Genomic DNA, 21,562 nt, shown 5'->3' with positions numbered 1-21,562 from the left:
TTGTCCTCGGTCTAGAACTGCCGGCACGGTCGGCCGTTAGTTGGCATCGTCATCGTCCGATCCGTCAGCGTCGTTACTGTCATCCGACGCATCGTCATTACTGTCGGTGCTGTTTTCGTCATCACCATCTGCCGACGGGTCGTCATCGTCATTCTGATCGCTGGAATCGTCCTGATCGTCGGAATCATTGTTGTCAGTGCTGTCATCCGACGCATCGTCATCGGTGTCGGTGCTGTTCTTGTCATCATCACCGTCTGTTGAGTTTTCATCGTCGTTCTGATCGCTCGAATCGTCCTGATCGGAACTGTTGTCGTCGGTACTGTCGGCCGGGTTATTGTCGTCAGTGTCGGTGCTGGTATCGTCGTCGTCAGCATCGGGAGAAGACACATTTGCGTCCGGATTGGCGTCGCCAGGCTGCGAGTCGTCCGCGCGATAGCTCGTGTCATTGAGGCCCGTCTCCATCTCGTCGTCATACTCATCGACGATCTGTGTCCACACCTCTCGATTGTCGACGCTCGTCCATTGCGAGATATTGTTGACCGAGATGTTGGTGTTGAAGTTGTTGACGGTGATGTTGGTGTTGACCTCGACGACATCTGCGACTTCTGTCCCGCGGTTCACGCCAAACAGGAAACTGGTGGCACTCGCGGCAAGGGCGGCCCAAACGAGTCTGTCGACATCAAGCGGCGTCGAAATCGGTTGATGCCGCACTGTGGCAAGCACGTCACCCGGTCGGATGCCTTGCCGCGCGGCAATGCCATGGGGTGCAACAGCCAGGACATACACCCCGCGAAGTTTTGGCGGGATCTGGTAGCGGTGCCGAGAGGCGTGGTTGATCGGTATCAAAACCGCGTTAAGAGCCCGGGAAACATAGGGTTTCGGCAGATCATATTTGCTGGCATACGCAACATTGATCGTGTGCGGGACGGTTACGCTTACGACGGCCGTCATTTTCACTGAAGTTGCCAATGCACGGGCGAACTGCACGATCAGTCTGGATTTTCGAAGACTTTGCATTTTGCACGTCCTGCAGCTGATGATTGGAGTCGATCTCAGAGCCCCGGCGCCCCGGAGCGCTCACCAATCATTCTCCCCCTGCACCAACGGTCAGCGGCAATTTCCAGCGATCATCACCGTCGTTCCGTAACTGTCTCGGCAAAACACTTTGCCAGGTCTTGCGGCGCTCCGAGCTTCTTCGCCCAGGATACCAGTTCAGGTTTTTCCGACGGCTCGGCATAGCCGCCCCACACGTCGCGAAACTGCTTCTTTCCGTCGACTGTCTGGAAGAACATCACGCCGTCGTCGCTCACCGGCGTGGAGACGTAGGCGGCGCTCCAGCTGCCGCTCTCCATGATCGAGAAGAACTTTGCCTGAGCGGGCTTGAACTTATTGGTCATCGCCGAGACGACGAGAGGGGCATATTCCTGCTTGCGCGCCTTCGTCACTTCGACCTTTATACCGTCACAGGCGTTATTCGCAGCGAAAGCGGACGTCAGCGCCATTCCCAGCCCCGTGAGGCCGACCATGACGATTTTGACACGTCGCCGGACCAGGCCGCTGAATTCAGACATGATTGGCTTCCTCCTTGTTCGCCCCCCCGAGTCCCTTAATCGGAATCGTCATCGTTCGATGAACTGTCATCGTCCGGTGTATCGACCTCGCAGCCGATGCCGCGGCAGCCTTGGTAGTTGCCTTGCGTATCGAAGTTGGGATTGCCTTCTCTGTCGTACTGCGGTCTGTCGTCGATACTTTGATCCCCGTCATCAGGATCGTCGACTTTACATCCGAGCCCATGGCAGCCGATGTAACGGCCCCTGGTATCGAAGTTGGGATTGCCGTTCCTGTCGAACTGCGGCCGGTCGTCTATCTTCCGGCTCCCTTTATGGGACCGATCAACCAGGCAGCCCTTTCCGCGACAACCATCGTAGTCGTCGGTGGTACAACCGACGATCGCCATCAAAGCAGTGGCCAAGGCCGCACAGATTACGAATTTCATTGTTCATTCCTCCGACTGCCTGGCGGCGGACATCGTCCATATCGGAAGGCCATTGCAGGCGGCGATCCCCGCCTTTGCCGCGAAGGCTGGCGCCAATCGGAGGAGGGCAAAGCTTCGCCGGCCATCAAACGAGAGCCAGGCTGTGGGCGATGCATTCGACGACTTCGCCGACGGTTGCCGTAATCTCTTACGTGGGAGGGAACGCTCCCAGCGGGGGCCGCCGCATTAGCGAGTGTCAATATTCCTCTCCATGCTTAGTGCCCCGTCCGCCCAAGCATGTTTCAACGATCCGCTGACGCGGCTGTGCTTCCAAGAAATGCATCCGAGTCAGCCTATGACAAGGACAAATCCCAATATCGCAGGATTGAATTTTGCAAATGCTTAATAATTCGGAATCAACACGGACTATCTTAGCAGATACTGAAATGTGATCAGTAGCACGATTTCGGAATGCTTCCTTAGTTTTGTTCTCATTAAGCCGAGTTAGTACAAGTAATATTCTATGTTGTTGTGAATTTTGTGCCAGCTCTACAAAAAATGCGCGACGATACCACACCTTATACGATCGCCCTAATCGCGATCTATTGTGGTATTTTTTCGAACCCAGCCAACCGTTGCGAGGGCCGAAAGAAACGCGCCCCTTTGCCCGACTTTTCAACGCTGCGGCGTGCCAAATAGGGGCGCAGTGGGGGCGCCGCGGCCGCGTTGTGAGCATCTTCCCAGTCGGATTGTCATCGGGTAGCGTGCAGGGGCGGCACGTGAAGGCGCTCTCTTTGGCGAATGCACTGCTGCACCTTCAGCAGTTGCCCGTCAGAAGATGGGGCTGGTGTCACAACCAGGTGCTTGCCGCGACAGATTGTTCCCGTCGCGGTTCATTTCAGCACCGAAGCGAGGGGGAAGAGATGCACAACCGATTTCGGCAGTGCCTGCGGAAAGTGTCGCTGGCGGCATTGACGATGCTGGCGCTAAACATCCCGGTCCACGCGGCTGATCTCGTCATTGCAATGCCGAACTGGCCGTCGGGCCAGGCGACGGCAAATATCCTCAAGGTCAGCCTGAAGGAAAATTTCGGGCTCGATGCCGACGTGCGCGAGATGGGGACGCTTATTGCCTTTGCCGGTCTCAATTCTGGTGAGGTGGATATTCATCCCGAAATCTGGCTGCCCAATCTGGACAATCTGGTGAAGAAGTATGTGGACGGGGCCGGCACGGTGGCCATCAGCCCTATCGGTGTGCCGGCCTGGCAAGGCATTTGCGCGACGCGTGAAGCAGCCGACAAATTTGGAATTCACGATGTTTCGGATCTCAGCGATACGAAGAAAACCGCCGCGTTGGATACTGATGGCGACGGACGTGGCGAACTCTGGATCGGCGCTGAGGGTTGGTCCTCGACCGCTATCGAGCGCGTCCGCGCCAACAGCTATGGTTATGCCAAGACGATGACCTTGCTGGAGACGCCCGAGGATGCCGGAATGGCGGCTGTCGATGCCGCGGTCGCCACGGATCATCCGATGGTGTTTGCCTGCTACGCGCCGCACTACGTCTTTGAGCTGCACGACATTGTCCGGCTTACCGAGCCGCCCTTTGATCCGGCAAAGTGGAAGATCGTACTGCCGTCAGAGGACCCGCTCTGGGTCTCGAAGTCCAGCGCGCCGGTATCATGGGATACCGCACATTTCCATATCGCCTACGCCACCTCGCTACGCAATAAATATCCGAAGGTGGTGGCGTTCCTGGAACGGGTCGAGCTGAAGCCCGAGGAAATCACCAAGACGAGTTATGCGCTCCAGGTAGAGCGTCAGGATCCTTACGAATACGCCAAACAATGGGTTGCCGCACAAGGCGCACGGGTGCACGGGTGGGCAAATCCATGAGCGGAATCCTATGTTCGCGGAACGCGGCACCGTCCGGCGGCGCTCCCTCACGGCAGTCGTCGCCGCGGCGTTCGGTCTTGTCGCGGTGGCGGCGCTGGCTGCGGGAACACAGGTTTTCGACCCGAAAAGCCACAAATGGGTGGCCTACGATCGCACCAAGGCGCGCAAATACTACGCCGCGCATAATGAGGTGCCCGAGGCATTTCGTCCGCAGATGGTCAAATTCCGCACCGCGGAAGTGCCAGGCACGATCATTATCGATGGCAATCAGCACTTTCTCTATCTTGTGCAGCCGGGTCAGCGGGCCATGCGCTACGGCATCGGCGTGGGCCGGGAAGGGTTTGGATGGGCCGGCATCGTGCGCGTTGGCCGCATGGCGGAGTGGCCGACCTGGACACCTCCGGCCGAAATGGTCGCTCGCGATCCGAAGGCGGTGAAATACGCCGGAGGCATGGAGGGAGGGCCCGACAACCCGCTCGGCGCAAGGGCGCTCTATCTCTATGAGCGCGACCAGGACACGATCTACCGGATACACGGCACCCCGGAGCCTTGGACGATCGGGCTCGACGTGTCGTCGGGGTGTATCCGGATGAGGAACGACGACATCGTCGATCTCGCGTCCCGCGTCAAGGTTGGAGCCAAGGTTATCGTTCTCATGCAGGGGGCGGCACTTTACAAGGGTGTGTGAAGCGGCATTCGGAGAGGGACAAGCAATGTCGGCAAAAGATGCAGTGAGAAATTCGATCCTGGTGACGGCAATCGGATTCCTGGCTGGAGCCGTTAGCGCTTGCGTCAGCGCGCCGCCGCCGCCTCAGAACCAGATGTCCAGGACCAAGGTCGAGACTGCCCCGGCGGACCTTCAGCTGCTTTGCGCCAGTGCAGTCGCCAAGGCGAGCGGCGTCGACAGCACGAAGATACTTCCGGTTTCGTCGAGCAAGCTCGATTCCAGGACCTATCAGGTCGAACTCGATGCCAGTGGCAAGAAGACAAGCTGCCTCGTGGATACCGACGGCAACGTCAAATCGGTTGAGCCCGTCTGATCCGCTCTGGTCGACGAATTCGCAACCAACCTCACGATGCGCCCTGGCTGCAGACATGACGATGTTTGGGGCGGCCAGCCGCGATGAGCGGTTTGGAGAGCCTGGCAAACCGCGCGCCTGCCTCACCCCAGCCCGATCCGCTTGGCGCCTTGCCGGAACAGCGCCTCGGCGTCCGGCTCGAAGCGAAACGTGCCGATGAAATCGTCGGCGCAGTAGTTCGGCAGCATCTTGCGCAGCGCAGCGGCGAAACTTCGTGCCTCGTCCAGCCGCCCCGCCAGCGCAAGGCAATGCGCGGCAATCGCGAGGATGATGGCGTGGGCATTGGGACGCGCGGCTGCTTTCAGCGCCCATTCGGCGGCTTCGTCGAACTGGCCGAGCCGGACATGCGACATCGCCCTGGCGCCCAACATACCGAACAGCAGCGGATCGAAGGGGCTCAGATGCCTGGAATGGTCGGATGAGCCGATCGCAGCCTGCGGGTCGCCGGACTGCGAATGGACGAAAGATAGCGCATAGTGGCCGAGCGCGAAATTCGGGCTGAGGTCTACGGCGCGTTCCAGCTCGATGAGGGAGCCGTCCTGCTCGCCGCGCAGCCACAGCGCCCGCCCCATGGCCCAGTGAGCGGCCGGATTGTGATCGTCGACGAGCAGGCTCTGGCCGGCTGCCTCGAAGGCCAGGGCGCTTTCGTGGTCGCGGTCGCCCCAGCGCTGGAAGGCATTTTGCCAATGGGTGAAGGAGAGGCCGGCATAGGCGCGGGCGAACGTCGGATCGAGCTTCAAGGCTATGTCGAAGAAATGCCGGGCCTGCTCGTTTTCCGCGCGGGTGAAGCGATACATGTGCCAGAGACCGCGGTGGTAGGCTTCCCAGGCGTTCAGCGAATTGGGCGCCTTCAACATGGCGCGGTTGCGCTCGACCGTCTCGATCTCGGCCGAGATCGACGAGACGATGCTGTTGCCGATGTCGTCGAGCACGGCAAAGATGTCGTTCGGCTTGCGCTCGAACGTCTCGGCCCAGACGATCCTGGCCGTGCGCACTTCGACCAGCTCGACCGCGACGGTGACGCGGCCGGCCTGGCTGCGTACCGTGCCGGTGGCGACATAATCGACATTGAGCCGACGGCCGGCATCCTCCGGCCCAATGTTTTTTTCGGCGAGCGCAAACACCGAACCGCGCGCGATGACGAAGAAATCCCTGAGCTTGGCCAGGCGGGTGATGATATCGTGGGTCAGGCCATCGGCGATGCCTCCGCGTGGGCCGCCGTCAGCCGTCTCTTCGGCAAACGGCATCACCGCAAGCGAAGCCTTCTGCGATGCAGCAGTGTCGGAATTGGGAAGCACAATTGACGCGTGAGGGGCCGCGGGTACGAGTGACGGTCGCGCCCAGAGCGTAGCGGCAGGTCGTTCGTTGCGGATCGTGCGCCATGCCTCACGAACGGGTCCGAAATCCAGATCCTCCGAAGCAAACAGCTGCGCTGCGGAAGCGAGATGTTCCTCGCACGCATCAAACTGGCCGCGCTGCGCCAGCCCTTTCAGAAGAGCCACATGCGCGCGCCCGTCGAACGGAGCGAGTTCCAGCCATTTGTCCAGATGCGAAGACATTCTGTCGGCATCCACCGGAAGCTTGTTGACGAGATGTTCCAGGATTGCGGCGTGCCAAGAGCCGAAGCGGCGGCGCTGAGCGATCAGCCAGCTGTTGAAATGCGGGCTGCGGTCGATCTCCAGCCCATCGAGAAAGTCGCCGGCGAACATTCCGGAAAGAGCCTGCAGCCGCTCTAGACCGAGCGTCTCAACGCCCTTGGCGGCGGCCGAGGCTATGTCGACAGCGTCGACGGAAGCACCTCTCAGATCAAGCGCGATCGTGTCGCCTGGTGTCTCGACCCTGCGATGATGCGGTTCATCGAGGATGCCTCTAAGCTTGCTCAGGCACCAGCGAAGCTCGCCGCGCGGGTCGTTCGGCACATCCCACAAAAGCTCGCAGAGGCGGCTGCGGCCGACCGGATGCGGCGCCAGCGCCAGATAGGCGAGCAGCGCACACAGCTTGCGCGATTTTGGGAGCTGGATGATGATGCCGTTGCGTGCGATCGTCAGCGGTCCGAGCAGACGCACGGAAAAGCCGGCCACCTCGCCGTGGAGGCTCGATCGGGCGGATTCCACGTAAGTTTCCACGCCTGCTCCCACGCTGGCCAGTCGGCCTTTGTTTTATCACCAAACGCGACACGGTGCATCCGGCAGCGAATTCCCGCGCCGGATGCTGGCATTGCCGGGGGCAAATGTAGCGCGGCAAGGTCTCGAAACCTCGCCGCCCAAGCCACCGGTCTGTAACCGGCCCATGACGAAAAGAGACAACGACAAAGCGAGGAGATCGACATGTTGCATCAACAGAAAATCAGAACCACCGCCGGGCGCGGCCGCCTGTTCGACAGCATTCTCGACACGGTCGGCGATACGCCGGTGATCCGCATCAATAATCTCGGACCGGACCATGCCACGATCTACGTGAAGGCCGAGTTCTTCAATCCCGCCGCCTCGGTGAAGGACCGGCTGGCGCTCAACATCATCGAGGAAGGCGAGCGCAGCGGCGCTCTAAAGCCTGGCCAGACCGTGGTCGAGGCGACCAGCGGCAACACCGGCATCGGACTTGCCATGGTTTGCGCCCAGAAGGGCTATCCGCTGGTGGTGACGATGGCCGACAGTTTTTCCATCGAACGCCGCAAGCTGATGCGCATGCTGGGCGCCAAGGTGGTGCTGACGCCGCGCGCCCAGAAGGGTTTCGGCATGTACAAGAAGGCGGTGGAGCTCGCCGAAGCCAATGGCTGGTTCCTGGCCCGCCAGTTCGAAACCAAGGCCAACGCCGCCATTCACGAAGCGACGACGGCGCGCGAGATCATCAACGATTTCGCCGGCTCGCGGCTCGACTGCTTCGTCACCGGCTACGGCACGGGCGGCACCGTCGCCGGCGTCGGACGCGTGCTGCGCCGCGAGCGGCCGGAGACCCGGATCGTGCTCGCCGAACCGGCCAATGCGCAGCTTATCGGCAGCGGCAAGCCGCAGCAGCGCGGCACCGGCGGCGCGCCTGCCGCCAGCCATCCGGCGTTCGAGCCGCATCCGATCCAGGGCTGGACGCCCGACTTCATTCCGGACGTGCTGCAGGAGGCGATAGACGCAAGCCTCTATGACGAGGTGGTGCCGATTGCCGGGCCCGAGGGCATGAAATGGGCCAAGGCGCTGGCGCAGAAGGAAGGGATTTTCACCGGCACCTCCGGCGGAGCGACCTTCGCGGTGGCGCGGCAGATCGCGGAAAAGGCGGCGCCCGGCTCGGTGATCCTGTGCATGCTGCCCGATACTGGCGAACGCTACATGACGACACCGCTGTTCGACGGCATCGAGGCGGAGATGGACGCCGAGGAGACCGCGCTTTCGCAGTCGACGCCCGGCTGCCAGTTTCCGGCGTGACGGCGGCACATCGGGAGCGGCCTGCATGGACACGAAGCCTGGACTGGCCGTCACGGCCACCGAGGAAACGCTTGACCCCTCGAACTGGGCCGACGTGCAGGCCCTGTCGCATCGGATCGTCGACGATGCCGTCGCTTACCTGCGCGATGTCAGAGAGCGTCCGGTGTGGCAGGAGATGCCGGTTGATGTGAGGACCTTCTTCACATCGCCGCTGCCGCGTTCGCCGGCGCCGCTGGCCGATGTCTATGGCGACGTTGTCAAGAAGCTGATGGCCTATCCAATGGGCAATATCCATCCGCGCTTCTGGGCCTGGTACATGGGGTCGAGCAATTTCACCGGGGCGCTCGGTGATTTCCTGGCGGCGATCCAGGGCTCCAACCTCGGCGGCGGCAACCACGCCGCCGCCTTGATGGACGGCCAGGTCGTCGATTGGCTGAAGCAGATGATGGGCTTTCCGCAATCGGCCAGCGGCACGCTGGTCAGCGGCGGCTCGATGGCCAACATCATCGGGCTGACCGTGGCGCGCAACGCCAAGGCCGGCATCGACATACGCGAGCACGGCGTTGCCGGCATCGACAAGCCGCTGCGTTTCTACGGCTCCGACCAGCTTCACTCCTGTCACCGCAAGGCGATGGAAGTGCTCGGCCTCGGCAACCGGGCGCTGCGTCGCATCCCGAGCGATGCCGGGCTGCGGATCGACATCGCTGCGTTGCGGGCGGCGATCGCCGAGGACCGCGACGCCGGCTTCAAGCCGGCCTGCGTAATCGGTACGGCCGGCACGGTGAACACCGGCGCAATCGACGATCTGCAAGCGCTGGCTGATCTGGCGGCAAAAGAGGATCTGTGGTTTCACGTCGATGGCTGCATCGGCGCCTTGCTTGCGATTGCGCCGGACAATTCGCATCGCGTTGCCGGCATCGAGCACGCCCACTCGATCGCGCTCGATCCGCATAAATGGCTGCACGCGCCATTCGAGGTCGGCTGCGCGCTGATCCGGGATGCCTCCGTGCATCGCGGCACGTTCGCGGTGACGCCGGAATATCTGGAATCGACGCCGCGCGGCCTGGCCTCCGGCCAATGGCTGCACGATTACGGCCTGCAGACGACGCGCGGCTTTCGCGCTCTGAAGGTGTGGATGGCGTTGCGAGAGCACGGCATCGAAAAGTTCGGCCGGCTGATCGACCAGAACATCGCGCAAGGGCATTATCTCGGCGCGCTGATCGCGGCCGAACCGGCACTCGAACTGGTAGCGCCGGTGAGCATCAACATCGTCTGCTTTCGCTACCGCGCGGACGGACTGGGCGGGGAGCGCCTGAAAGCGCTCAATACCGAGATCATGCTGAGGCTGCAGGAAGAAGGCATCGCCGCCATTTCCGACACGACGGTGCATGGCCAGCATAGCCTCAGGGTGGCGATCAACAACCACCGCACCCGGCGCGACGATCTGGACCTGCTGGTGCGGGAGACGGTGCGGCTTGGACTGGAGATTTCAAGGCCTGGCGTGGCTCTTCCTTCTCGCCTTGTGGGAGAAGGTGGACGCGAAGCGGCCGGATGAGGGGTGTTCCAGCTTGATACTGACGGCACTCCGTCCGCACCCCTCAACCGTCTTGGCGCTGCGCGCCAATCCACCTTCTCCCACAAGGGGAGAAGGTGGAAGGAGCGGCGCTGGCCCCGACAATTGGTCGTCTGCAAGGCTACGCCTCGAGCCAAACCTTCTCGAAATGCTGCTCGAGCGACTGGTGCTGCTCGCAGCCATGCACGCCCTTGCGGTAGGTGCGGTAGACCGAGCGCCAGTAGGGCTGGATGATGACGCCGGAATCGCGCAGATTCTGTTCGATCTTGGCCATGAGCTCCTTGCGGGCGCCGGGATCGGGCATCGCCAGCGCCTTGTCGAGCAGACTGTCGAATTCCGGATCGGCGTAGGCGCTCTCGTTCCACGCGGCGCCAGACTTATAAGCGAGCGCCAGCACCTGGACGCCGAGCGGCCGGCCGAGCCATTCCGTGCAGGAGAAAGGATATTTGCTCCAGTCGTTCCAGAAGGTCGCGGCCGGCAGCACGGTGCGCTTGATCTTCAGCCCGGCCTCGCGCATCTGCGCGGCGATGGCGTCGCCGGTGCTCTTCTGCCAGTCGACGTCGACCGAGATGAGTTCGTATTCGTGGTCGGCCTTGCTGGCCTCGGCGAGCAGGGCCTTGGCTTGATCAATGTTGCGGACGGCCGGGCCGATATCGGCATATTCGGGATGCATCGGCCCGACATGATGGTTCTCGGCAGGCTTGCCGCGGTTGTCCATGCCGATCTTCAGCACGGCGGCATTGTCGACGGCAAGTTGGGCGGCGCGCCGCACCTTGATGTCGTCATAGGGCGGGTTGCCGACGTTGAAACGCGCCACGATGGTCGAACCGGTGGCGATCTCGGAATTGCTCAGGCCCATGGACTCGGTCTGCGCAACCGTATCGGAGGCGGTTTCGTGGTCGGTGTCGATCTCGCCCGATTCGAAGGCCGACAGCATGGCGTTGGGGTCGGAGCCGTAGTCGACCCATTTGATGCCGTCGAGGTAGAACTCGCCCTTCCACCATGGCTTGTCCTTGCGGCGGACTTCGGCGCCGACCTCGGCGTCCCATGCCACGAGTTCGCAAGGCCCGGTGGTGATCGCCAATGCCTTCAGCGGATCGCCGTCGCCTTCATAGCTGCGGTGCATGATCAGCGCCGGATAGTCGGCCATGCCGGCGATCAGCGAAATGTCGGGCTTGGGCAAATTGAGCCGGACGGTGAAATCGTCGACGCGCTCGATGCCGCCGTCGACGGCCTTCTTGGTATCGGCGTTGACCAGTGCGCCCATGCGCGCGGCCACCGAATTGCCGGCGACGGACGCATCGCACCAGCGCGTCAGATTGTGGATCACGTCGTCGGCGTTGAAGGTGTCGCCGTTCGACCAGGTGATGCCCTTGCGGACATGCAGCGTCAGCACGCGGGCGTCGTCGCTGGTTTCCCAGCTCTCGAGCAGCCATGGCTCGAAGGTGAAGTCGCGCTTCCAGCGCACCAAATATTCGTTGCACTGGCGGGCGACGTTGGACATCTCGACGCCGTCGAAGGTGCGCGGATCCTTCCAGCCCTTGACGTTCATGGCGACGCGCAAGATGCCGCCGCGCTTCGGCTCCTCGGCCCTGGCCGGTGACGGCGCAAGCCCGCCGAGCGCCAGCGCGCCGGTAGCGCTGACGCCGAGCGCAGCCATGGTGGCGAGATATTCGCGCCGGTTCATCTGGCCTTTCTTGAAGCCATCGGCGACGGGCTCGGCCTGCGGATGCAGTTTTCGATCGGTCAGCATGAACTTCATTGTCGTCATTCCCCTGTTGTTGGGCACCTCTGCCGATCGCCAAACGCGGGGGACGGATGCGATCGCCGGAGCGCCATTGCCTCGGGGATGATAGGGCGAGCTCCCGTGGGGGAGTGTTCGGACTTCCGCAGTTCTTGTGCGCTGTTCCGCAATCTCCCCAGCGGGGAGAAGGTGGACGCGAAGCGGCCGGATGAGGGGGCCTTCGCAACCTCAGTAAGGCCAGTCGCCTTTGCCGAGCGCGGCGATGGCCGCAATGATGCGCCCGAAGGCTTCGCCGGCTCGCGGCACGGTCTCGCGGGCGCGTAGAAAGCCATGCACGAGGCGCGGCTCCTCATGCCACCAGGCGCGACCGCCGGCGGCCAGGATGCGGTCGCGATAGGCCTCGCCTTCCGAGGACAGCGGGTCGCATTGCGCGGTGACGATGACCGTCGGCGGCAGCCCGGAGAAGTCGGTGTCGCTGAGCGGCGAAAAGGTCGGGTCGTCCTGCGACTGTCCCTTCGCCGACCGGATCTGGCGATAGAACTCGATGTCGCGCAACGTCAGCAGCGGCGCTTCGGCGTGCTCGACACAGGAGCCGGCGCTCTCTTTGCCAACTGGTTCCGGGCCGCCGAGCTCGGGATAGATCAGCACCTGGCCGATCGCATGGCGAGGATGGCGGCGTGTCGCCTGTGCCACCGCAGCGGCCAGATTGCCGCCGGCGCTTTCGCCGCAGAGCACTATCGGCAGGCCGGCCGTCGCCGTCGCCCATTCGAATACGGCCAGCGCATCGTCGAAGGCGGCCGGATGCAGATGCTCGGGCGCCAGCCGGTAATCGGCGGACAGCACGGCAAAGCCGGTGCCGGCGCATATCTCGGCGCAGATGTCGTCATGACTGTCGAGCCCGCCAAGGACGAAGCCGCCGCCGTGATAATAGACAACCATGGCCTGCGGCGCCGTGCCCGCCATCTGGTAACGCCGGACCGGGATCGCACGGTCGCCGGCAGGAACCGCGCTGTCGCTGGCCTTGACGCCGGGTGGATAGGGCTCGCGAAACGCCCGGCACATGGCATCATAGACCGCCCGCTGCCTGTCGATCGGCATGTAGACGATTTCGGGCGGATACCACTCGTTGACCCGATCGATATAGGCCCACAGCTCCGGATCGAGCAGCGTTTGGTATTTTCCGCGCCCTCTCGTTCCGGGTCGCTCGGCCTCGGTGGTCATCGCTGCGCGATCCCGCTCAGAGCTCGGCGTAGAGCCGGGCAGCATTTTCATAGCTGAAGCGCAGCGGCACCGAGCCCTCGACCTGCCAGGCTTCGACCGTCTCGCCTGCCAGCAGCCGGCAGGCGCCGTCGGTGGTGGTGACGGCACCGCCATAGAGCCGGTTGGCAAGGTTGAGGACGGCCGTCTGGTGCATCGCCGTGCTGCCGCTGCCGCAGGCATCCTTGACCAGCAGCACTCGAAACCCGAGCGCCACCGCATCCTTGACGGTGGCATCGATGCAGGCCTCGGTCCAGACGCCGGCAACGACCAGCCACTCGATGCCGTCGGCCTTCAGCCGCTCGGCGGCAGGCCCCGTGCGGAAGGCGCTGGCATCGGTCTTGACCAGCATCATCTCGCCTGTCGCCGGGCCCACTTCCGCGCAGATCGCAGTCAGCGGATCGTCCTTGTCGGAAAACGCCGACTTGCCGCTGGCCTCGACCGGGTGGAGCGGCCGCGCCGTGGCGAGATCGACGATATAGGCCCAGTGGTAAAGGGGCACATTGTTGGCCCGCGCCGCCTCCTGCAGCCGCTGGACGTTGGCGAGGATGTCGCCATAGCCTTCGACCAGATAGCGCTTGTCCCGCCGATGCTCCTCCTGGAGATCGATGAACACCGCCGCCACCTTGCCGCGCTTGATCGAGATCGGGCTTTTCATGCAAAACTGCCTGTCAACACTCAAACATGCCTGTCAAGGAAAACATCCTCATAGGGGAAGCGCGACAGGAGCTCGGTGCCGGTCTCGGTGATCAGGATCTCGTCTTCCAGCTTGACGCCCTCGCGGCCGCCCTTCTCGCCGATATAGCTTTCGACGCTGACCACCATGCCGGGCACGATGACACCGTCGCGGCCATAGGTCTCGTAGTCCATGGCGTGCGCTATGAACGGCGTTTCGCCATGCATGCCGACGCCGTGCATGACCGAGGTATAACGCTGGTCGACGAAGCGGTCCGGTATCTTCCAGGCCCTTTCGGCAATCTCGCGAAACGCCATGCCCGGCTTGACGACCCCGATATTGTGCTGAACCTGGTCGTGCGCCATGCGGTAGAGCGACTTCTGATAGTCCGTCGGCTTGCCCGGTCCGCAACGGAAGGTGCGCGAAAAGTCCGAATAATAGCCGTAGCAGCCGATCGTATCGGTATCGAGCGCCAAGAGTTCGCCCGGCCTGATCTTGCGGCCGCTCGCCTCGTTGAACCACGGATTGGTGCGCTGGCCCGAGGTCAGCAGCCGGGTCTCGATGAACTCGCCGCCTTGCCGGATCACCTCACCATACATGATGGCGAACAGCTCGTTTTCGGAAACGCCAGGCTTGATCGCCTCGCGCACCGCATAGACCGCAGCCTCGGCACCAGCCATCGACACCTGCAGGCATTTTACTTCCTCGGGCGTCTTGACCGCGCGCACCGCCAAAATCTCGCCCTGGCAATCCCGCACCTCGCAGCCGCGCTTTTCCAGCGCCAGTGCCTGCAGATGGCTGCAGCGGTCAAGGCCGAGCTTCATCGAGCCGCCGCCATGCGCCTTGAGCAATTCGGCGATCTCATCGGCGAACGGGCCGGCGGTCTCGTCGTCGCGGCCTGACACCGATGACCAGACCAGCTTGGACGGACGCGCCTCGTCGATCGTGTCGAGCACCATCGAGACATGGTAGCTCTGCGGATATTCGAACAACACGATCGGCCCTTCGGTGGGGATGAAGAAGTAGCGCGTCGAGTTGCGCAGGAAATAGCCGAACATGTTGCGCGAGCCGGTGGCGTAGCGCTGGTTGTAGGGGTCGAACAAAACGACGCCGCCATAGCCGGCCTCGCGCATCCAGGCGCGCAGCCTGGCCAGCCGGCCCTTGCGCAGCGCGTCGGCGTCGATGAAGGACGGCTCGGTGTCCGACAGCCACATGCCGCCGGCCGGATCCGCCGCCGCCGGATGGCGCATGCGGTCCTTGAAGTCGACATCCTCGGTGCTGTCGGGGTCAAAAACGACGATGCTCATGGGTGCCTCCTGGAAGCGGCGAGGATGGGCTATGCGCCGCGTAGAGGCTGTGCGAGATGCCGCATATGTTGTGCCGGATGCCGCAGCCCCGACGCGCCGGCGATCCTTCGCGCCCCTCTCTGTCCTGCCGGACATCTCCCCCACGAGGGGGGAGATCGGCAGCTTCGCCGATGGCGCTACTCTCGCGATGTTGGCAATTGGCGAAAGCGGAGGCGACGGCCAATCTCGCCCCTTTGTGGGGGAGATGCCCGGCAGGGCAGAGAGGGGCGCTGTCCCGCCAACATCCGAAATACCTAATGCCTCCGCATCACCTTCGGCGCATGGCCATGCTCCTCCCGGAACGCCCGCGCAAAGCTCGACATCGAGGCGAAACCGCAGGCCAGCGCGACGTCGCGCACCATCAGCGTCGAATGCGCCAAGAGGTCGGCGGCACGCTTCAGCCGCAGGCGGCGGTAATAGCCGTTGGGCGAGATACTGAGTTCGGAGCGGAAATTGCGTTCGAGCTTATCGGAGGAGACACCAAGTCGCCCCGCCAGTTCCGCCATGCCGAGCCGCTCCTCCACCGCATCCTCCATGATGGCGATGGCCGACAGCACCAGTTCGTTCTGCACGCCGGTCCGCAGCCTGAGCGGCATCAGCTTGCGGTCGACGCTGGAGCGTAGCGGGCTGTGCACAAACCATTCGGCGACGCCGGCGGCCAGTTCGGCGCCATAATCGCTGGTGATGATCTCCAGCATCATGTCGAGGCTGCCGACGCCACCGGCCGAAGTGAAGCGCTTGCGGTCGATGACATAGAGATCGCGCCTCAGCTCGATATCCGGAAACGCTTCGGTGAAGGCAGCCTGGCTGGTCCAGTGCAAGGTGCAGGCATGACCGTCGAGCAGGCCGGCCCGAGCCAGGAAGAAGGCGGCATCCGCCACCGCACCGATATGGGCGCCGTCGCGCAGGCTCCTGCGGATCCAGCTCACCGCATCGTGCGCGACGAGATGATCGGCATCGCCGCCCGAGCAGACGACGACGCGATCGACCTTCGGCGCGTCATGGGCGGCAAAGCCGGGCTGGATGACGACGCCGTTCGAGGCCTCCACCGGGCCTTCGGCGGCGCCGACGATGATCCAGCGGTAGCAGTCCCGCTTGGCCAGCACGTTCGCCGCGCGCAGCGGCTCGATCACCGAGCTGAACGCCATCATCGGAAAGCCGGGGAAAACCAGCACGGCGAAGGTGAGGGGCTCGGTAGGTTTGGGTGCGTCGCGCGTGGCCATGGGGGTCCGGAGCCGGGAGGGTTGCGGCGCTACAATTCGGGCAGATGGGGCTTGGGGTCAACGGGGTTGGCGTGATCACGAAGCGCCGGCGCTGCCCCTCACCTGCCTGCCGGCATCCTCTCCCCGTATAGTGACGGGGAGAGGAGCGCTCTCATCGACGGGTTCGCCAATCGCCAACATTGCAAAGAGAGCGGCGGCGTTGCGGCCATTTCCCTTCTCCCCGTCCCTATACGGGGAGAAGTGCCCGGCAGGGCGATGAGGGGCAGCGCCAACATTGGCGGTCGATCGCCTTTGGTCGGGCGCTTTCTAACTCGCCAGCGCCTGATCCAGATCCGCGATCAGATCGTCGCCGTCCTCGATCCCGGCCGACAACCGCACCAGCGAATCCGAAATCCCGATCTCGGCGCGTTTTTTCGCCGGGATCGAGCCGTGCGTCATCAGCGCCGGGTGCTCGATCAGGCTTTCGACGCCGCCGAGGCTTTCGGCCAGCGTGAACAGTTGCGTATGTTCGAGGAAGCGTTTGGTGCCGGCGAGGTCGCGGTCGAGCTCGACCGTGATCATGCCGCCGAAGGCGTGCATCTGCCGCCTGGCGATGGCGTGCTGCGGGTGGCTGGGCAGGCCGGGATAGATGACACGGCGGATGTCGGGACGGCTTTCCAGCCAGTGCGCGATCTTCTGCCCGTTCGACGAATGACGCTCCATCCTCAGCGCCAGCGTCTTCAGTCCGCGCAGCGCCAGGAAACTGTCGAACGGCCCTGAAATGGCGCCGATGGCGTTCTGCAGGAATTTCAGCCGGTCGGCGAGATCCTTGTTGTCGCCGACCACGGCGACGCCGCCGACCATGTCGGAATGGCCGTTGAGGTATTTCGTCGTCGAATGGACCACGATGTCGATGCCGAGCTCCAGCGGCCGCTGCAGATAGGGGCTGCAGAAAGTGTTGTCGGCGACTGAGAGCACGCCTTTGCGCCTGGCAAGTGCCGCGACGCCTTCGAGGTCGACGACACGCAGCAGCGGGTTGGTCGGCGTCTCGACCCAGAGCAGTTTGGTTTCCGGGCGGATCGCCGCCTCGACCGCGGCAAGGTCGGTGAAGTCGACGAAGTCGACCTGCAAATTGGCCGAGCGCTTGCGCACCCGTTCCAGCAGCCGGAACGTGCCGCCATAGATGTCGTCGGTCGCGACGATATGCGCGCCTGAATCGAGCAATTCGAAAATGGTTGCGATCGCCGCCAGCCCCGAAGCGAAGGCGAAGGCGGCTGTGCCGCTTTCGAGGTCGGCCACCGCGCGCTCGAAGGCGAAGCGGGTCGGGTTCTGGCTGCGGGCATATTCAAAGCCCTTGTGCACGCCCGGGCTCTGCTGACCGTAGGTCGAAGTGGCATAGATCGGTACCATCACCGCGCCCGTCGTCGGGTCGTGGCTCTGGCCGCCATGGATGGTGCGCGTCGAAAAGGCGAGGCGGTTTTTGCCCGATACGGTGGCTTTGACGGTCATCGGGCGCGCCTCAGATGGTTGATCAGGTCGATGCGTGTTATCAGGCCGATGAATTCGTCGCCATCGAAGACGATGGCGACCTCGTTGCGATCGAAGACCGGCAGCAACGCGTCCAGCGTCTGGCTGGCTTGCAGCGTGTGCAGGGTAGAGGTCATAGCCGTACTGACCGGGGCCTTGAAGCGGTCCCAGCGGCTGTCATAGGGGCCTTCGACCTTGGCGAGGATATCGCTTTCGTCGATGATGCCGACGAGCTTGCCCTCGTCCAGCACCGGCAGCTGCGAGACATCCGATCGGCGCATGCGGCCATAGGCGTTGAGCAGGCTTTCGTCCGGGCCGACGGACACGACATCGCCGGTGCGGAGCGTGCGCATGACCAGGTCGCGCAGGTCGCCATGCTGCTCCTGCTCGGCCAGGCCCTGCTCGACCAGCCAGAAATCGTCGAAGACTTTCGACAGGTACTTGTTGCCGCTGTCGCAGACGAAGGTAACGACGCGCTTCGGCACGGTCTGCTCGCGGCAATAGCGAAGCGCTGCCGAAAGCAGCGTACCGGACGACGAGCCGGCGAGAATGCCTTCCTTCGAAAGCAGGTCGCGCACCGCAAGCATGCTCTGCTTGTCGGGGATGGAATAGGCCTTCCTGACCAGCGACAGATCGGCATTGGGCGGCACGAAATCCTCGCCGATGCCTTCGACGGTCCAGCTTCCGGCCTCTACCATCTTGCCGGTCTTGATCAACGGGGCCAGCACCGAGCCGACCGGATCGGCCAAAATCATCTCGGTCTTCGGCGAGACTTTCGCAAAATAGCGGCCAAGCCCGGTCAGCGTGCCGCCGGAGCCGACGCCGACGACCACCGCATCGACATCGCCTCCGAGCTGTTGAAAGATTTCCGGCCCGGTCGTGGTTTCGTGGGCCAGCGGATTGGCCGGGTTGGCAAACTGGTTGGCGTAGAAGGCGCCGGGCAACTCGGCGGCGATCTTTTCGGCCATGTCCTGATAATATTCGGCATGGCCCTTGCCGACATCGGAACGCGTCATGCGCACTTCCGCGCCGAGCGCCCGCAGATGCTGGATTTTTTCGCGCGACATCTTGTCGGGCACGACGAGGATGATGCGGTAGCCCTTGGGGATGCCGACCTGGGCGAGACCAAGACCGGTATTGCCGGCGGTCGCCTCCACGATCGTCCCGCCGCGTTTCAGTTTGCCCTGTTTTTCGGCGGCGGCAATCATCGACAGCGCGATGCGGTCCTTGATCGAGCCGCCGGGATTCTGGCTTTCGAGCTTGATGAACAGCCGGCACTTGCCGATGTCGAATTTGGTCAGCTCGACGACCGGCGTCTGCCCGATCAGGTCGAGAACCGAGGCATAGGGCGGGCGCAGGCGGGACGATGCATCGTCCGGTGCCACGATCTTGTGCTTGCTCATGTCAGATGCTCCGTTGCCAGAATGAGCAACCGCCCTGGAAGACGGCAACCTACCGTCTTTTCCAGCCGTTTGCAGTTGGAAAGAAGATAGATCGTGCCAATCCGGCCGCCAGCAGGGGAATGGAATTTCGCGAAAGCTTCGTCGGCCTGCAGGCAGGGCAAAAGATTTGCAGAACCCGCTTAGGGTTCAGGCGATCGCCGCCTGGGCTTCGATCTCGATCAGAAAATCCGGATTGCCGAGGCCGGCGACGCGCAGCACCTTGATGATCGGCGGCGCGCCACGGTTTGCCCAGAAGGCCATCCAGGCGCCGAAGGCCGGCCCTATGTCCAGGTCGCCGGCGATATAGACCGAGAGGCTGACGAGGTCTTCAGGCTTTGCCCCACCGGCTTCGAGCACCTTTGCCAGGTTGGAAAGCGCCTGAGCGGTCTGTGCAGGGAGATCGTCCCTGGCGACGATCCGGCCTTGCGCGTCGACGCCATTCTGGCCGCCGACCAGCACGATGCGCGCGGATGCCGGCAGCGACACGCCTTGCGAATAGGCCGGATTGCTGTGCATGCCCTCGGGGTTCAGCCTCACCGCGCTTTTCCTCCTCTTCAGCAAAAATTATCCCGTGGCCGCCCGGCCGCCCATAGGGATCAACGGCAATCGTGCGGCCGTTTCAACGCACCATCTCGTTCGTTGCGGCCGCCGATTCCGCCATGCTACCCGGCGCTGGGCGAACAGCAATGCAAGGAATGGCCGATGAAGATTCTTGCCTATGACAATTTCAAGCCCGGCGTCACGCTCGACGATTTGCGGCCTTATCTGCGCGACGAAGTGTCGAATGTCTGGCGGCTCTGGAAGGCGGGGATCGTGCGCGAGAATTATGCGCGCGGCGATATTGGCGGCGTCATCATCGTCTTCGAGCTCGACAGCGTCGCGGAAGCGAGGCGCTACACCGAGGACTTCCCGCTGTCAAAGGCCGGGCTGCTGGAATGGCACTTCATCGCCTTCGACGCGCCATTGCCGCTGGAATTCCTGTTCGACCCGACGGTCGATATCGCCAAGCCATGGGACCGGACGGCGGCATGATCCGGTCGAGCGACGGGATCGAAATTTCGGCCAGCCTGGCTGAGTGGTGCGATCCGCGCCGCACGGCGCTGGTGGTCTACGATATGCAGGTCGGTATCTGCCGCCAGGTGGCCGGCGCCGCGACCATCGTCGAGTGTACCGGCACGGTGCTGGAAGCGGCGCGCGGGGCCGGAATGCGGGTGGCGTTCACGCGCCATCTGTCGCTGCCGCGCAAATGGATGGGCGCGACGCAGCTGCGCACCGCCATGGCCTGGCAGCGGCGCGACAGCCCCGACATGGTCGAGCCGTGGTTCCCGCGCGACGCCGAAGCGACGCGGATCGTGCCCGAGCTGGAACCCCGCGATGACGAGGCGGTGTTCGACAAGCTCACGATGTCGGCCTTCGATTCCACCGCGCTCGGCTTTGCCTTGCGCGATTGCGGCGTGCGCACGATAGCGCTCGCTGGCATCGCCATGGAGATCGGCATCGAGCCGACCGTTCGCCAGGCGACCGACAATGGCTTCGTCGCCATGGTAATCGAGGACGCCTGTGGCTTCGGAAACCGCGAAGCGCGCGACCGCTCGATGGCGACGCTACGCTTCCTCGGCGAAGCCGTCGTCACCGACGTCGCAAGCTTCTGCAGCGCGCTTGCCGGCGCGGGTTGAGGGCAATCGGCTTGCCGCGCGACCCACCGTTTCACGGCAACGCCGAACCGCTCCATCGCTTTGTCTTCACACATTGCGGACGGAAAACCGCTCCGCGCTTTTCCCGGAATTGATCTAGGTGGTGGCTGCGCTGTCGGTGCGAAAGCGCACACCCTCGGCGCGGCCATGCACGCTGCCCCAGTCATAGAGCGCCTGCAGCGCGGCGGCGAGATCACCGCCGCGCCCGGTCAAGGCGTAGCGCCCCTTGCCGTCCGGCGACGTCTCGAGCGTGACGAAGCCGATCTCGACAAGCTCGGCCAGGCGCTGCGTCAGCATCTTGTCCGAGAGTGAGGGGATCAGCCGGCGCAGGTCGGAATAGCGCATCGGCTGTTCCTTGATCCGCGCCAGGATCACCGTCTTCCATTTGCCGCCGAGCGCGTCGAGCGCGAACTCGACCGGACAGCCGTACAGTCTTCCGCGTTGGGTCATGCGCCAATGCTAGGCAAGGCACGGTGACAACGGAAGCAGAATTTGCCCGGTCATCTGGCCAGGGTCGCGGCTCACGGCCTGGCCGGCTACAAAATCCATGGAGGAGAACGAAGATGGGCGTCCGCGACACCAATACGGTCAATGCGAGACAGCCGAAACGTGTGGCGTCATCGCCTGGCTGTCTCGACCACCACGGGCTGGCCGGTCGGCTCTGGTGGAGCGAGCTCCCGCACCCCTGGTTCGTCTTCAGCGAACGCGTTTATGCCGTCGAGGTCTTTTCACCCAACGG

General features: G+C 63.3%; 20 protein-coding genes. 7 read left to right on the top strand and 13 right to left on the bottom strand.

All coding sequences use genetic code 11. The features are described 5' to 3' along the window. Positions 1 to 36: 36 nt before the first annotated feature. From NKI17_RS17070 to NKI17_RS17060, 3 genes are all read right to left on the bottom strand, one after another. Positions 37 to 1,017, bottom strand: a complete 981-nt coding sequence (locus tag NKI17_RS17070; RefSeq protein ID WP_352906383.1) for a PDZ domain-containing protein — start codon at positions 1,015 to 1,017, stop codon at positions 37 to 39. A 113-nt stretch (positions 1,018 to 1,130) separates the two neighbouring features. Continuing rightward, a complete protein-coding gene (locus NKI17_RS17065; protein ID WP_352697391.1) occupies positions 1,131 to 1,571 on the bottom strand; it encodes a hypothetical protein in 441 nt (146 codons plus the stop codon). 35 nt (positions 1,572 to 1,606) lie between these two features. Beyond that, the gene (locus tag NKI17_RS17060) at positions 1,607 to 1,996 is read right to left on the bottom strand and encodes a hypothetical protein (RefSeq protein WP_352906381.1); all 390 of its coding nucleotides are present in this window, start codon (positions 1,994 to 1,996) and stop codon (positions 1,607 to 1,609) included. A 584-nt stretch (positions 1,997 to 2,580) separates the two neighbouring features. Here NKI17_RS17060 and NKI17_RS17055 point away from each other — a divergent pair. The 3 genes from NKI17_RS17055 to NKI17_RS17045 are packed head-to-tail and all read left to right on the top strand — an operon-like array spanning position 2,581 to position 4,910. Next, a complete protein-coding gene (locus NKI17_RS17055; protein ID WP_352906379.1) occupies positions 2,581 to 3,870 on the top strand; it encodes an ABC transporter substrate-binding protein in 1,290 nt (429 codons plus the stop codon). Positions 3,871 to 3,880: 10 nt separating this feature from the next. Next, a complete protein-coding gene (locus NKI17_RS17050; protein WP_352797994.1) occupies positions 3,881 to 4,558 on the top strand; it encodes a L,D-transpeptidase in 678 nt (225 codons plus the stop codon). A gap of 25 nt (positions 4,559 to 4,583) precedes the next feature. Continuing rightward, the gene (locus NKI17_RS17045) at positions 4,584 to 4,910 is read left to right on the top strand and encodes a hypothetical protein (RefSeq protein WP_352906377.1); all 327 of its coding nucleotides are present in this window, start codon (positions 4,584 to 4,586) and stop codon (positions 4,908 to 4,910) included. Positions 4,911 to 5,032: 122 nt separating this feature from the next. Here NKI17_RS17045 and NKI17_RS17040 read toward each other — a convergent pair whose 3' ends face one another. Continuing rightward, a complete protein-coding gene (locus NKI17_RS17040; RefSeq protein WP_352797989.1) occupies positions 5,033 to 7,063 on the bottom strand; it encodes a transcriptional regulator in 2,031 nt (676 codons plus the stop codon). A 213-nt stretch (positions 7,064 to 7,276) separates the two neighbouring features. On the opposite strand from NKI17_RS17040, the gene NKI17_RS17035 reads away from it, so the two are divergent. Together NKI17_RS17035 and NKI17_RS17030 are read left to right on the top strand one after the other, a co-directional pair. Further along, entirely contained in the window at positions 7,277 to 8,362 is a 1,086-nt protein-coding gene (locus tag NKI17_RS17035) for a PLP-dependent cysteine synthase family protein (RefSeq protein ID WP_352797986.1), read from the top strand. Between the two features lie 25 nt (positions 8,363 to 8,387). Beyond that, entirely contained in the window at positions 8,388 to 9,917 is a 1,530-nt protein-coding gene (locus NKI17_RS17030) for a pyridoxal phosphate-dependent decarboxylase family protein (protein ID WP_352906375.1), read from the top strand. A 139-nt stretch (positions 9,918 to 10,056) separates the two neighbouring features. Here NKI17_RS17030 and NKI17_RS17025 read toward each other — a convergent pair whose 3' ends face one another. From NKI17_RS17025 to NKI17_RS16990, 8 genes are all read right to left on the bottom strand, one after another. After that, complete coding sequence (locus tag NKI17_RS17025; RefSeq protein WP_023678945.1) at positions 10,057 to 11,697, bottom strand: ABC transporter substrate-binding protein; 1,641 nt, start codon at positions 11,695 to 11,697, stop codon at positions 10,057 to 10,059. A gap of 210 nt (positions 11,698 to 11,907) precedes the next feature. Beyond that, entirely contained in the window at positions 11,908 to 12,900 is a 993-nt protein-coding gene (locus NKI17_RS17020; protein WP_352906373.1) for an alpha/beta hydrolase, read from the bottom strand. 16 nt (positions 12,901 to 12,916) lie between these two features. Continuing rightward, positions 12,917 to 13,594, bottom strand: coding sequence for an isochorismatase family protein (locus tag NKI17_RS17015; protein ID WP_352797980.1), 678 nt, complete (start codon positions 13,592 to 13,594; stop codon positions 12,917 to 12,919). A gap of 20 nt (positions 13,595 to 13,614) precedes the next feature. Continuing rightward, positions 13,615 to 14,919 (bottom strand): M24 family metallopeptidase, encoded by a 1,305-nt coding sequence (locus tag NKI17_RS17010; protein ID WP_352570146.1) that lies wholly within the window; start codon positions 14,917 to 14,919, stop codon positions 13,615 to 13,617. Positions 14,920 to 15,212: 293 nt separating this feature from the next. Beyond that, complete coding sequence (locus NKI17_RS17005; RefSeq protein WP_352906372.1) at positions 15,213 to 16,181, bottom strand: GlxA family transcriptional regulator; 969 nt, start codon at positions 16,179 to 16,181, stop codon at positions 15,213 to 15,215. Positions 16,182 to 16,487: 306 nt separating this feature from the next. Beyond that, positions 16,488 to 17,669, bottom strand: a complete 1,182-nt coding sequence (locus NKI17_RS17000) for a cystathionine gamma-synthase (RefSeq protein ID WP_023675892.1) — start codon at positions 17,667 to 17,669, stop codon at positions 16,488 to 16,490. Beyond that, positions 17,666 to 19,090, bottom strand: a complete 1,425-nt coding sequence (locus NKI17_RS16995; protein ID WP_352570140.1) for a pyridoxal-phosphate dependent enzyme — start codon at positions 19,088 to 19,090, stop codon at positions 17,666 to 17,668. The genes NKI17_RS17000 and NKI17_RS16995 overlap by 4 nt, the downstream gene beginning before the upstream one ends. A gap of 186 nt (positions 19,091 to 19,276) precedes the next feature. After that, a complete protein-coding gene (locus NKI17_RS16990; protein ID WP_352570138.1) occupies positions 19,277 to 19,666 on the bottom strand; it encodes a RidA family protein in 390 nt (129 codons plus the stop codon). A 165-nt stretch (positions 19,667 to 19,831) separates the two neighbouring features. Here NKI17_RS16990 and NKI17_RS16985 point away from each other — a divergent pair, with 165 nt between their 5' ends. Further along, entirely contained in the window at positions 19,832 to 20,161 is a 330-nt protein-coding gene (locus NKI17_RS16985; RefSeq protein WP_023718782.1) for a hypothetical protein, read from the top strand. Beyond that, positions 20,158 to 20,805 carry a cysteine hydrolase family protein gene (locus tag NKI17_RS16980; RefSeq protein ID WP_352570134.1) on the top strand — a complete coding sequence of 216 codons (648 nt, stop codon included), beginning with the start codon at positions 20,158 to 20,160 and terminating at the stop codon, positions 20,803 to 20,805. The genes NKI17_RS16985 and NKI17_RS16980 overlap by 4 nt, the downstream gene beginning before the upstream one ends. 114 nt (positions 20,806 to 20,919) lie before the next feature. On the opposite strand, the gene NKI17_RS16975 is transcribed toward NKI17_RS16980, so the two are convergent. Continuing rightward, positions 20,920 to 21,273, bottom strand: a complete 354-nt coding sequence (locus NKI17_RS16975; RefSeq protein ID WP_352570132.1) for a winged helix-turn-helix transcriptional regulator — start codon at positions 21,271 to 21,273, stop codon at positions 20,920 to 20,922. Between the last annotated feature and the right edge of the window lie 289 nt (positions 21,274 to 21,562).

Source organism: Mesorhizobium sp. M0816 (assembly GCF_040320005.1).
In the GTDB taxonomy this organism is placed as follows: domain Bacteria; phylum Pseudomonadota; class Alphaproteobacteria; order Rhizobiales; family Rhizobiaceae; genus Mesorhizobium.
Note: the sequence above shows the minus strand (reverse complement) of the source record. Positions and strands in the feature narration are given on the sequence as shown.